General features: G+C 64.5%; 11 protein-coding genes. 7 read left to right on the plus strand and 4 right to left on the minus strand.

Annotation, left to right across the window (positions count from 1 at the left end):
• Nucleotides 1–11: 11 nt before the first annotated feature.
• Nucleotides 12–980: a metallophosphoesterase gene (locus CAG33_RS07205; protein WP_085637520.1), complete on the minus strand. Its 969-nt coding sequence runs from the start codon at nucleotides 978–980 to the stop codon at nucleotides 12–14.
• Between the two features lie 153 nt (nucleotides 981–1,133).
• Between CAG33_RS07205 and CAG33_RS07210 the strand changes: the two genes are divergently transcribed.
• The 3 genes from CAG33_RS07210 to gcvH all read left to right on the plus strand — a co-directional run bounded on the left by CAG33_RS07210 (nucleotide 1,134) and on the right by gcvH (nucleotide 3,132).
• Nucleotides 1,134–1,646: a sigma-70 family RNA polymerase sigma factor gene (locus CAG33_RS07210; protein ID WP_085580054.1), complete on the plus strand. Its 513-nt coding sequence runs from the start codon at nucleotides 1,134–1,136 to the stop codon at nucleotides 1,644–1,646.
• The gene (locus CAG33_RS07215) at nucleotides 1,639–2,382 is read left to right on the plus strand and encodes an anti-sigma factor (protein WP_085637524.1); all 744 of its coding nucleotides are present in this window, start codon (nucleotides 1,639–1,641) and stop codon (nucleotides 2,380–2,382) included. The genes CAG33_RS07210 and CAG33_RS07215 overlap by 8 nt, the downstream gene beginning before the upstream one ends.
• Nucleotides 2,383–2,763: 381 nt before the next feature.
• Nucleotides 2,764–3,132: a glycine cleavage system protein GcvH gene (gene gcvH / locus CAG33_RS07220; protein ID WP_085633932.1), complete on the plus strand. Its 369-nt coding sequence runs from the start codon at nucleotides 2,764–2,766 to the stop codon at nucleotides 3,130–3,132.
• A 122-nt stretch (nucleotides 3,133–3,254) separates the two neighbouring features.
• Here gcvH and CAG33_RS07225 read toward each other — a convergent pair whose 3' ends face one another.
• Nucleotides 3,255–4,139: a LysR family transcriptional regulator gene (locus CAG33_RS07225; RefSeq protein WP_085637527.1), complete on the minus strand. Its 885-nt coding sequence runs from the start codon at nucleotides 4,137–4,139 to the stop codon at nucleotides 3,255–3,257.
• Nucleotides 4,140–4,272: 133 nt separating this feature from the next.
• Between CAG33_RS07225 and CAG33_RS07230 the strand changes: the two genes are divergently transcribed.
• From CAG33_RS07230 to CAG33_RS07245, 4 genes are all read left to right on the plus strand, one after another.
• Nucleotides 4,273–5,919, plus strand: a complete 1,647-nt coding sequence (locus tag CAG33_RS07230) for a GMC family oxidoreductase (protein ID WP_085633937.1) — start codon at nucleotides 4,273–4,275, stop codon at nucleotides 5,917–5,919.
• Between the two features lie 127 nt (nucleotides 5,920–6,046).
• Entirely contained in the window at nucleotides 6,047–7,669 is a 1,623-nt protein-coding gene (locus tag CAG33_RS07235; protein ID WP_085637530.1) for an MFS transporter, read from the plus strand.
• Nucleotides 7,670–7,844: 175 nt separating this feature from the next.
• Nucleotides 7,845–10,076 carry a C1 family peptidase gene (locus tag CAG33_RS07240; RefSeq protein ID WP_085637533.1) on the plus strand — a complete coding sequence of 744 codons (2,232 nt, stop codon included), beginning with the start codon at nucleotides 7,845–7,847 and terminating at the stop codon, nucleotides 10,074–10,076.
• A gap of 16 nt (nucleotides 10,077–10,092) precedes the next feature.
• Entirely contained in the window at nucleotides 10,093–10,512 is a 420-nt protein-coding gene (locus CAG33_RS07245; RefSeq protein WP_085580040.1) for a hypothetical protein, read from the plus strand.
• Between the two features lie 10 nt (nucleotides 10,513–10,522).
• On the opposite strand, the gene CAG33_RS07250 is transcribed toward CAG33_RS07245, so the two are convergent.
• Together CAG33_RS07250 and CAG33_RS07255 are read right to left on the minus strand one after the other, a co-directional pair.
• The gene (locus CAG33_RS07250; RefSeq protein ID WP_085580038.1) at nucleotides 10,523–10,882 is read right to left on the minus strand and encodes a DUF427 domain-containing protein; all 360 of its coding nucleotides are present in this window, start codon (nucleotides 10,880–10,882) and stop codon (nucleotides 10,523–10,525) included.
• Between the two features lie 143 nt (nucleotides 10,883–11,025).
• Nucleotides 11,026–12,432: a serralysin family metalloprotease gene (locus CAG33_RS07255; protein WP_085637536.1), complete on the minus strand. Its 1,407-nt coding sequence runs from the start codon at nucleotides 12,430–12,432 to the stop codon at nucleotides 11,026–11,028.
• Nucleotides 12,433–12,609 lie beyond the last annotated feature (177 nt).

The raw sequence follows: 12,609 nt of genomic DNA on the forward strand, positions 1-12,609 counted from the left end.
CCTGCCCTCCCCTAGACCAGTGTCGAGTCGATCAGCGCCAACGGGTGCTCGCCCTGGGTCGCCCGCACGTCGGTGAGGCCCAGGTAGTTGCGCAACTGGTCGGCGGCGACGGTCATCGGCCCCGGCGACGGCGCCGCCCCCGGTGCCGGCTGCGGGTACGCCGTGCCGCGGGCCGTGTGGAAGGTGATGTTGCCTTCGACCTTCTGGATGACCTGGTGGATGTGCCCGTTGAGCACCGTGACCGAGCCGTACTTGCGCAGCATCGCGATGGCCTGGTCGCCGTCCTCGGTGCCCCAGCCCCAGGGCTGGTAGATCGTCCACAGCGGAATGTGGGTGAACACCACGACGGGCGTGCTGGTGGCCACGGCCCGCAGGTCGTCGGCCAGCCAGGCCAGTTGCTCGGCGCCGAGGTTGGCTTCGTGGCCGGCCTGGAAGTTGAACACGTTGACCAGCGCGATGAAGTGCACGCCGTGGTCGTCGAAGCTGTACCAGCCGTTGCCCTTGGTGCCCTTGCCGTAGCGTTCCAGGTAAAGCTTGCCGCCGCCCTCGTCGAGGGTGTCGTGCTCGCCCGGCACGTAGTGCACGGGGGACGGCAGGCCTTGGAGCAATTGCGCGGCGGTGTCGAACTCTTCGGCCTTGGACAGGTGCGTGATGTCGCCGGTGTGCAGGATCAGCGCAGGCCGCTTGGGCAGCGCGACGACTTTGTCGATGGCCGCTTGCAGGGTCTTGGCCGGCTCCGGGTTGGCTTCCTTGTTGAAGCCGATGTGCGAGTCGCTGATCTGCACGAAGTGGAAGGTGCTGTCCAGGGCCTTGGGGTCGCTGACGTTGCCCGCCGCGTCCAGCGCGAACGCCCGGGGAACGCCGCCGCTCAGGGCCCAGAGCACCCCGGCGCCGGCCCACGCCGAACATTTGAGCAGTGTGCGGCGGTCAGGGTTGGCCGGGCCGTCGGTGCGCCGGGGGTGTTTTGATCGAATGTCCATCGGTGTGTCCTCGCTGGCGGGCTACAGTGATGTAGCCGACAGGGAATGAACCTTTCGGGGCGCGGGTTTATTCCGCGCCGAAAAACAAATTCTTTTCAGGGAATAAAAGGCGAAGCATCACGGTTATAGGGGTGTGACGGTGCGGGAATCACTATGACGCGATTCGAGGAACTGATTGCGCCCCATCTGGACGCCGCCTATAACCTCGCGCGCTGGCTCACCGGCAACGACAGCGCCGCGCGCGACGTCGTGCAGGAAAGCGCCTTGCGCGCCTTTCGGTTCTTGCAGCGTTTCGCCGAGGGCAATGCCAAGGCGTGGTTCCTGACCATCGTGCGCAACGAAAGCTACACCTGGCTCAAGGCGTCGGCCGGGCACCGCTGGGTGGCCATCGATGACGACCTGAGCGTCGACGAAACGGCGCCCGCCCACCAGCAGGGCCCGGAGCTTTCGGCCATCCACACGGAAAACGCGGCGTTGCTCCAGCAGGCGCTGTGTGCCCTGCCGCCGGCCTTTCGCGAGGTGATTGTGCTGAAGGAGCTGGAAGACATGCCCTACAAGGACATCGCCCTGGTGGTGGACATTCCCATCGGCACCGTCATGTCGCGGCTCGCCCGGGCCCGCGCCCTGCTCAAGCTCGAACTGCTGAAGTTGCACGACCATGAATGAATTCGACTGCACGGTTTGCCGCACCCAGCTGCATGGTTACCTGGATCAGGCACTCGACCCGGCGGCAGCGGCACAGGTCGCGGCGCACCTGGCCACGTGCGTCGGGTGTGCGCAATTGCATGACGAGTACCGATCGCTGAAGGCCGCCGTGAAGCAGCACGCGGCGTATTACCCGGCGCCGCCCGGGTTGGCGGCCAGTGTGTTGGCGGCGGTCGAACCGGCCCCGCGCACCGTCGGGCGCTGGCGTGCATGGTTCGCGCCGGCGTTCTCCGCCGCCGCGTTGGCCCTGGCGATGGTGCTTTACGTGGCGACGCCGGGCGGCGAACAGCCGCTGATGGATGAGGCGGTCTCCAGCCACGTGCGCTCGCTGATGGGCGGGCACCTGAACGATGTGGTGTCCTCCGACCGCCACACCGTCAAGCCCTGGTTCACCGGCAAGCTCGACTTCTCGCCACCGGTGGCCGACTACGCGGCGCACGGCTTCCCGCTGCTGGGTGGGCGGCTGGACTACCTGCAGCACCAGACGGCGGCGGCCCTGACCTATGGCCGGGCCAAACACGTGATCAATGTGTTCATCCTGCCCACGCCGGGGGCCGATCAGCCGCAGCAGGTGCAGACGATACGCGGCTTCAACGTGGTGTCGTGGCAGGCGGATCACATGCGTTTCGTGCTGGTGTCCGATGTGGAGAAAGGTGAGCTGGAGGCGTTGAGCCGGTTGTTGGGCAACGGGGCTTGAGCGGCAGCGTTGGCGCGTGCGCCGCAATGCCGTTTGCCCGACGTTACTTTTTTTCGATGGACGGGAAGTACGAGGCCGGGCCCTTGGGTTTGGTGTCATCGGTCATGGGGCGGGCTCCTGGGTTTGATGACGGATTGAAGTCCAGAACGCCCGGGGCGTCCAGCGGACGACGCTTTTTTCGATCTATCCGTGATTGAGGGAATCGCCAAACGCTCTAACGGACTGTCATTTCTGTCAGGTCACTTTTGGCCGGGTTCTGATTACGCTGGCCCCATTCACGGAATGGCTGGATGGCGAAGCGAGCCAAAAAAGCGTGACCTGCTGCGCAGGAACGAGCTCCCTCGCCACAGGGATAATTCAATCGACCTGGAGTGGATCGAGATGGGGAAAATGTATACGACGGAACATGAGTGGCTGTTGTTCGACAGGGATATCGTGACGGTGGGCATTACGGTTCATGCCCAGGATGCGTTGGGCGATATTGTCTACGTTGGTTTACCGAACATCGGCACAAACGCCAGTCAGGGTGAATACATAGCTGAAGTAGAGTCGGTGAAGTCAAAATCCGAAATATTGGCTCCCGTCTCCGGAGAAGTGATTGCGATCAATGAGGCGCTGAATGACTCCCCCGAACTCGTCAATGAAAGCCCGGAGGACAAGGGATGGTTGTTCAAGATCAGAACCTCTGAAAGAAGCAATCCGGCCTGGATGAGCAAATCGGCCTACGACGAGTACGTGAAGAACCGCTAGGACACCGCACCTGTGGTGAGGGGGCTTGTCGAATCGTCGCACCCCAGCGGGACGGTGCGACGATTCGACAAGCCCCTTTACCACAGAAACAATGCTTCAACCCAGCAACGTTCTGCGCCACTTCACCCCTGCAACAACCCCCGCTCCGCCTCGCACAGGCTCACCACATAATCCCAGACCACCCGCAGCCGCACCGACTTGTGCAGTTCCCGCCGGGTGCTGATCCAGTAGCTGCGCTCGATGCTTTCGTCGGGCAGCAGCGGCACCAGCTCCGGGTCGGACGCGGCCATGTAGCACGGCAGCACGGCGATCCCCAGCCCCGAGCGCGCCGCCTGTTGCTGGGCGATCACGCTGGTGCTGTGGAACACCACGCGGGGGTTGCGGCAGAAGCTGTTGAGGAACATCAGTTCCTGGCTGAACAGCAAGTCGTCGACGTAGCCGATCCAGGCGTGGCGGCCGAGGTCTTCGCGGCTGCGCAGCGGCGGCGCGCCGTCGAGGTAGGCGCGGCTGGCATAGAGCGCCAGGCGGTAGTCGGTGAGTTTGCGGGTGACGAGCATGTCGGCCGCCGGGCGTTCGAGGTGGATGCTGATTTCCGCCTCGCGGTTGAGGATGCTGACGAAGCGCGGCACGGCCACCAGTTCCACCTCCAGCCCCGGATACCGCTCGAACAGCCCGCCCATGCGGCTGGCCAGGAACATGATGCCCAACCCCTCGGTGACGCCGACGCGGATCTTGCCCAGCGGCGCGGTGGATTGGGTGATCTCCTCCTGGGCCAGCAGCGCGACGTTTTCCATGGCTTCGGCGTGCTTGAGCAGCGCCTCCCCCGCCGGGGTCATTTCGTAGCCCTGGGCGTGCTGGACGAACAGCGCGGTGCCCAGGCTCTTCTCGATGGCCTCGATGTGCCGGGCGACGGTGGCGTGGGTGGTGTTGAGCCGGCGGGCGGCGGTGAGCAGGCGGCCGCTGCGTTGCAGTTCCAGAAAGAAGCGCAGGTCATTCCAGTCGAACATCGCTTGTCCTTGTTGGCTACGCGGGAGGGGCGCTGTTTGAAAACGCACAGCGGCTGCGCAAAAACTAACATTCTTTTGACGAAAGCTAACAACTAGGATGACCGACAACAAAAACAAGAAGCGAGGTCAGGGAATGCAGACTTCCCTTGATGAATACGACTACATCGTGGTCGGCGCCGGTCCCGCCGGCTGCCTGCTGGCCAATCGGCTGTCGGCCGATGCCCGGCACCGCGTCCTGCTGCTGGAGGCCGGCGGGCGCGACAACTATCCCTGGATCCACATCCCCGTGGGTTACCTGTTCTGCATCGGCAACCCGCGCACCGACTGGTGCTTCAAGACCGAGGCGCAACCCGGCCTCAACGGCCGCGCGCTGAGCTACCCGCGCGGCAAGGTGCTGGGCGGCTGTTCCTCGATCAACGGCATGATCTATATGCGCGGCCAGGCCGGCGACTACGACGGCTGGGCCGCCGAGGGCAATCCCGGCTGGGCGTGGCGCAACGTGCTGCCGCTGTTCAAGCAGAGCGAAAACCACTTTGCCGGCGCCGCCGAGTTCCATGGCGACCAAGGCGAATGGCGGGTCGAGCAGCAGCGCCTGTCGTGGCCGATCCTGGATGCGTTCCGCGAGGCCGCCGAGCAAAGCGGCATTGCCCGCACCGACGATTTCAACCTGGGCGACAACGAGGGCTGCGGCTACTTTCAGGTCAACCAGAAGGCCGGGGTGCGCTGGAATGCGGCCAAGGCGTTTCTCAAGCCGATCCGCGACCGGGCCAACCTGACCGTGCTGACCGGGGCCGAAGTGGACCGGGTGCTGTTCGAGGGCGGCCGGGCCAATACGGTCCGTGCACGCTGGCAAGGCCAAGCGAAGGCGTTCAAGGCGCGCAAGGAGATCGTGCTGTGCGCCGGCTCCGTGGGGTCGCCGAGCATTCTGCAGCGCTCCGGGATCGGCCCGCGGCCGTTGCTGGAGCGCCTCGGCATCGGTGTCGTCCATGAACTGCCGGGTGTGGGCGGCAATCTGCAGGACCACCTGCAACTGCGGCTGATCTACAAGCTGGAGAACGCCCGCACCCTCAACCAGATCGCCGCCAGCCCATGGGGCAAGATGGGCATGGGCCTGCGCTACCTGTATGACCGCAGCGGGCCGCTGTCGATGGCGCCGAGCCAGTTGGGCGCGTTCGCCCGTTCGGGGCCGGAGCAGACCTCGGCCAACCTTGAGTACCACGTGCAGCCGCTGTCGCTGGAGCGTTTCGGCGAACCGCTGCACCCCTTCCCCGCCTTCACCGCCTCGGTATGCGACCTGCGTCCGCAGAGCCGCGGCCGGGTGGAGATCCGCTCGGCGGATCCCCAGGCGGCGCCGCTGATCCAGCCCGATTACCTCAGCCATCCCGAAGACTTGCGCGTGGCCGCCGACGCGATCCGCCTGACCCGGCGCATCGTCGCCGCCCCGGCCCTGCGCGTGTTCAACCCGGTGGAATACCTGCCCGGCGCCAACCTGCAGACCGAAGAGGAACTGCACGAGGCGGCGGCGAAGATCGGCACGACGATTTTCCATCCGGTGGGCACCTGCCGCATGGGCCACGGGGCGGACGCGGTGGTGGACGCGCAGTTGCGCGTGCACGGCGTGCCGGGCCTGCGCATCGCCGATGCCTCGATCATGCCGCGCATCACCTCGGGCAACACCTGTTCGCCTACGCTGATGATTGCCGAGAAGGCGGCGCAACTGATCCTTTCCCCGACCGTCGCCGCAGACCTTGCGGGAGCCAGCCTGCTGGCGATCTCCTGAATTACCGCTATCGCCAGCAGGCTGGCGCCTACAGGGGACGCTGCACCCGCTTCACAGACATCGCGCTTCACCGGGACACGCAACACCAGTGGAAACAACAAAAACAATCACTGTGAGGGATACCGATATGTCAGAACACGTTCAGCCGCTGGACGCCGTGGGCGCCACGCAGACCACCCCCGATACCCGCAAGGTCATCTTCGCGTCGTCCCTGGGGACGGTGTTCGAGTGGTATGACTTCTTCCTCTACGGCGCCCTGGCGGCGGTGATCAGCAAGCAGTTCTTCGCCGGGGTCAACGACACCACGGCGTTCATCTTCGCGCTGATGGCGTTCGCCGCAGGCTTCATCGTGCGGCCGTTCGGAGCGCTGGTGTTCGGTCGGCTGGGGGACATGATCGGGCGCAAGTACACCTTCCTGGCGACGATCATCCTGATGGGCGTGGCGACGTTCGCCGTGGGCCTGCTGCCGACATACGCCAGCATCGGCATCGCCGCGCCGATCATTCTGGTGGTGCTGCGCATGCTCCAAGGCCTGGCCCTGGGCGGCGAGTACGGCGGCGCCGCGACCTATGTGGCGGAGCACGCGCCCATCGGCAAGCGCGGGTTCCACACCAGCTGGATTCAGTCCACCGCCACCCTCGGCCTGCTGCTGTCGCTGCTGGTGGTGCTCGGCTGCCGTTACTTCACCGGCGATCAGTTCGAGATGTGGGGCTGGCGCATTCCGTTCCTGCTGTCGATCGTGCTGCTGGGCATCTCCACCTGGATCCGCCTGAGCCTGCACGAGTCGCCCGCGTACCTGAAGATGAAAGAGGAAGGCAAGACCTGCAAGGCGCCGATCCGCGAGTCGTTCGGCAAGTGGGAAAACCTCAAGGTGGTACTGACCGCGCTGTTCAGCATCAACGCCGGGCAAGCGGTGACCTTCTACGCGGCGCAGTTCTACGTGCTGTTCTTCCTCACCCAGTTCCTGAAGATGGACGCGGCGGTGGCCAACAGTCTGCTGATCGTCAGCGTGGTGATCGGCGCACCGTTCTTCATCATTTTCGGCTGGCTGTCGGACAAGGTCGGGCGCAAACCGGTGCTGATGATCGGCCTGCTGCTGGCCACGGCGCTGTACTTCCCGATCTTCAAGTCCCTGGCCCACTACGCCAACCCGGCCATCGACCAGGCCAGCCGCCAGGCGCCGATCACCGTGTCCGCCGACCCGGCCACCTGCACCTTCCAGTTCGATCCGGTGGGCAAGGCCAAATTCGACAGCCCGTGCGACAAGGTCAAGACCTTCCTGGTCAAGCAGGGCCTGCCCTACAACAGCGAAGCCCTGCCGGCCGGCAGCGGCGTGCAGGTGAGCGTCGGCGACGTCAAGCTCGACGGCTTCGACGAAGCCGCCCTGCGCGGCGCCGTGACCCTGGCCGGCTACCCGCAGCAGGCCGACATGCAGCAGATCAACAAACCGATGATCGTCGCCCTGATCGTGGCGCTGATCATCATCTCCGCCATGTGCTACGGCCCCCTTGCGGCGCTGATGGTCGAACTGTTCCCGACCCGCATCCGCTACACCTCGATGTCGTTGCCCTACCACATCGGCAACGGCTGGTTCGGCGGCTTCCTGCCGACCGTGTCGTTTGCGCTGGTGGTGTACACCGGGGATATCTTCTACGGCTTGTGGTACCCGGTGCTGATCACCGGGGTGAGCCTGGTGGTGGGCATGCTGTGCCTGCGGGAGACCAAGAACATCGACCTGAACAAGAACTGACGCCGGTCCTTGTCGGCGAGGGGCACCCCTTCGCCGACCACGCTTCATCGGCTCGCCGTACCCCGCGCCTGCGCCCGGAAATTCTCGTCTACGCTAAACCTCACCAACGAAACCCTGCGACGCAGAAAGCGTTCGTGGCGTGGGGGTACGCGCCTCTCGGATCGAGGATTTCCCCATGCCTGCCTCCGTGTTTTCCTTCGCCAAGACTCCCCTCACCCTCGACGCCCGCCCGGATCGCCTGGATCTGCGCGACCGGATCTTCACCCCGCGCGTACAGTCGCTTCCCGCCGCGTTTCCCTCGGATGACGACATCATCCATGAGCTGGCCGACTACCTGAACCGCGGCATGGTGCTGTACCAGGGCAACGAAGGGGCCTGCACCGGTTTCGGCCTTTCGGCGGTCATCAACTACCTGCTCTGGCGGCGCGACCGCCAGTCGGTGCTGACCAGCCCGCGCCAGCTCTACCATCTGGCCAAGCTCTACGACGAGTGGCCGGGCGAGGACTACACCGGCTCCAGCTGCCGCGGGGCCTTGAAGGGCTGGCACAAGCACGGTGCCTGCGAACGCAGCCTGTGGCCCTACACCGTCGCGCCGAACGGCTCGGCGCCGGACTTCGAAGCGCCGGCGGCCAACTGGGCGCAGGACGCCGTGACCCGGCCGCTGGGCGTTTACTACCGCGTCGAGAAAGACGACATCACCGCGATGATGGCGGCGCTGTATGAAACGAAAGTGCTCTACGTGTCGGCCAACGTGCACAAGGGCTGGGACCTGCAGCACAAGGGCAAGTCGGGCACCCAGGCGTTCCACAGCACCTCCCAGTTGCCGGTGATCAAGTGGACGTCCAAGCCTGAAGGCGGACACGCGTTCGCCCTCCTCGGCTACACCCACGAGGGGTTCATCGTGCAGAACTCCTGGTCCACGGCCTGGGGCTTTTCGGGCTTTGCAATCCTGACGTTCGAAGACTGGCTGGCCAACGGCACCGATGCCTGGACAGTGTCGCTGGGGGTGCCGATCAAGCACGGAACGGTTGCGCGCAATCTGCAGCCTGCCGACGTCCGGGGCGGTGCTTCGTCCCCGTTCATCGATGCCTTGTCTCCGGTCAACGCCAAGCGCGCAGGTCTTTCCCTGTTGTCGTTCGACCTGTTCAAGAAGCCCCGCAAGGGCCTGCCCGCCCTGGAGCCGAAAGCCGCCTATGGAATGACGGTGGTCATGGAAAACAACGGCGCCATCGGCCCACGCCTCGTAGACAAGGAAAACGTGCGCACCGCCGTGATGCATATCGTTCGGCAAGCGCCGAAGGTGTGGTACGGCAACCTCAAGGACTCAGACCGGCCGGACAAGCTGCGTATCGCGGTCTTCTCCCACGGCGGCCTCAACACCGAGAGCGATTCGATCGATCGCATCTGCGCGATGGCCCCCTACTTCCTCGCAAACGGCGTCTACCCGTTGTTCATCACCTGGCGCACCGGCGTGCTGGAGACCGTGGCGGATATCGTCAAAGACAACTTCCCCGGCCTGCTTTTCTCCTCGGGCGGCATCATCGACTCGATCAAAGACGCCAAGGACGAATTCGTGGAGGACATGGATCGCACGCTGGAAATGCTCACCAAACAATTCGGCGGCGACCAATGGAGCCAGACGAAGCAGAACGCGCTGGCCGGTTCGGTCAGCGGATTCACACCGCGGGCGTTGGTGGAGATAGCCGACAATCTGCAGGCGCTCGCCGCCGACCTGGGGCCAGCCAACGTCGAACTGCACCTGATCGGCCACTCCGCCGGGTCGTTGATCAATGGGCATCTGATCCAGTTGCTCTGGTCCAGGCATTTGCCCACCGCCACGTCCACACTGTTGGCGCCGGCCTGCACGCTCGACTTCGCCAATCGGACCTATCGCAGGGTCATCGAAGACGGCGGCTTGCAACGCAGCGACTTCCACTTGCACATCATGTCCGACAATCGCGAACAGGACGACAACGTCATCCACGTCTATCAAAAATCGCTGCTTTACCTCGTCTCCCGCTCGTTCGAGGAACTGCAACGCATGCCGCTGCTGGGCATGGCCAAGAGCCTCGACGGTGCCTATCACACCTTCAGCGACCCCAAACTGAGCGAATGGAACCCCGCCGCCAAAGACATGACCCTGCAGTGGAACAACTTCTACTGGAACGGCAATGCGCCTTCGGGTTTCGCCCTGACGGGCAAAGGCCTGACCGAGGAGGCCGCACGAACCCTGCACATCTACAACGACACGAAAATGAAGTACGGGCCCGACGACAAAGACAAGCACGACACCTCCCACGGCGGATTCGACAACGACGTGAATGTCATGACCTCGGCCCTTAAGACCATTCTGCGGCTCGACCCCGACGTCAACCTGAAAGAGCGCATCGTCGACCTGAACTATTGAGCACCGGAGCCCGCACATGACGCCTTCAACCCTCGCTCCACCGGGCGCAAGCGAACTGCTGCGCACCGTCGACGTCCGGGCCGTCGAACCCTGGTTCCCCACCTCGGTGATGCTGACCGCCGGGGAACGCTATTTCTTCCGGGCCTGGGGAAACTGGTTCGATTGGGGCACACAGCACAACGCCAACGGTGAGCCGCAACCCAAACTCGACAAGTTCCTGCCGTACATCCGCTGCAAGGCACCAGGCGCCACCTGGTTCACGCTGATCGGCGCGGTCGACAAGGACCGGGACAGTTTCTTCCCCATCGGCGACGGCCTGCGCTGGCCCGACGGCTGGGTCGCACCGGCCAGCGGTCAGCTCAGGTGCTTCGCCAACGATGTGCGGATCATGTACTTCAACAACACCGGGGCAGTCACGTTGCAGGTCTGGCGCTGAGCCCGGCGGTTCAACTGATCACCTGGAACTTCACCTGATCGGGGTAGAACGCCACATAGTCGCGGATCGCCGCCACCGACACTTTGGGGCGTTCGTAGGTCCACACCGCGTTGGCGCCTTCATGGCCGGGCACCTGCAGGCTGAAGTAGTTGGCGTCGCCCTTGTACGGGCAGTAGCTGGTGTGGTCGGTGCGGGCGAAGTATTTCTCGTCGATGTCTTCGCGGGGGACGTAATAGACCGGCGGGTAGTTGGCTTCCTTGAGGATCAGCACGTGGGAGGAAGCGGCCACCTGGATGCCGTGGAATTTCACCAGCAGGCAACCGGAAAGCTCTTCGAGGGAGATGACGGGTCTGGGGCCTGAACGTTTCATCGACTGCTCCTGACGGCGGTACAGGGATCGGTTCAGGTATAACCCATGCGACCCGACCGCGCCGGATCCGCAGCCGAACGGCGCACCGCCCATGAAAAAACCGCAGCCTTCGCAGGCTGCGGTTTCTTTTTGCGCAGGTCAGGTCACGCGACGATGTCGCTTGCCAGCGCCTGCCCCACCACGCCCACGGCGAAGTCCACCGAACCTTGGCCGGTCAGGTCGATCATCAGACTGGTCTGGTTGGTCTGCGCGAAGTAGGTGAGGATCGCATCGCCGGCATGGCCGGTGAAGCCGCTGACGAAGTTCAGCGTGGCCGCGCCGGTGGCGAAGCCGGCGATGCCCGACAGGTCGATCTTGTCCAGGCCGCTGGTGAAATCCATGATCCAGTCCGGCGCGGTCATGGTCGAGTCGCTGGCCGCGCCGAACACGAAGGTGTCGGCCCCTTCCCCGCCCCACAGCGTGTCGCCGCCGCCACCGCCGTAGATCAGGTCGTTGCCGGCGCCGCCCACCAGTTCGTTGGCCGCCGCGTTGCCGATCAGCAGGTCGTTGCCCGAACCGCCGATGGCGTTCTCCAGGGTCACGCCATAGGCGATGGACACGTTGCCCACCAGGCCGCCGACGTCGGAGAACGAACCTTCATTGAGGTTGATCTTCTGGTTGTGGCTGAAGCCGGAGAAGTCCAGGGTGTCGTTGCCGCCGCCGTCCCACACCGAGAACACCACCTTGGAACTGTTGGAGGTGGCGCTGTAGAAGTCGCGCTCGGCGTTGGAGTTGAAGCCGTAGACGGTGTCGTCGGCACGGGTCTGCAGGTTGGCGCCGTAGAGTTTCTGCACCGCCACGATGTCGTCCAGCAACGGCGCCGACGCGTAGGCGCCGCTGCCGTCCTTGCTGAAGTTCTGGGCGGTGTTGCTTTCGCTCCAGTAGCTCATGAGGCTGTAGCCGCGGGTGTCTTCGGCGTACTTGGCGTCACCGTAGGTCGGGTTGCCGTTGCCGGCGTTGTAGGCGCCGGGGTGCGACAGGCCGAGGGTGTGGCCGATTTCGTGGGTCAGGGTCTGGCGCCCGTAGTTGTTGGTGCCCGGGGTCTTGTTGACCTGGTACTGGTCGTTGATCAGGTACCAGGACTGACCGTCGTAGCTGCTGCCTTGGGGCAGATAGGCGAACGCCGCGCCGCCGGTGCTGACGTCGTAGTTGCCGAACGTCATGTGGCCGTCGCCGCCGTTGCCTTCGGTGAAGTTGACGTTGGCCACGTCGGCCCAGGATTGCATGGCGAGCACGGCCTGGGCTTTCTGCAGGGCGCTGAACTCGCCGAAGTTGCCCAGTTTCGGGTTGTAGTTGGCAGGCTTGTCGGTCAGGAAGGTGTAGCTGAGGTCGATCTTGCCGTCGCCGTTCTTGTCCTGCCAGGACATGCCCTTGCGCAGGATCTCGGCGGCGGCCTGGTCGGCGGTGAACGACGGTTTGCCGTTGACCTGACCGTCGCCGCGGTCGTACAGGTGGCGGAAGGTGTCGATTTCGGTGAAGGCGTTGCTGGCCTGGGAAGAGGCTTGAGGCATGGTGTACGTCCTTGTTTCAGAATTGTCGGTGTCCGACAGACCACGGCGATCTCCGGCGAGACCGTCCTGTCACTCGCCCCTGCCGTCGCGAAACGGCAGGCGCGGTGAACCTGACACAGCCCGAAACAGCGCGCCAATCAATTTCTCGATACTCCCGCCCGCGTCCCCGCTCTTCCC

The sequence above is a fragment of the Pseudomonas sp. B3(2017) genome, from assembly GCF_002113595.1.
Lineage (GTDB): Bacteria > Pseudomonadota > Gammaproteobacteria > Pseudomonadales > Pseudomonadaceae > Aquipseudomonas > Aquipseudomonas ekonensis.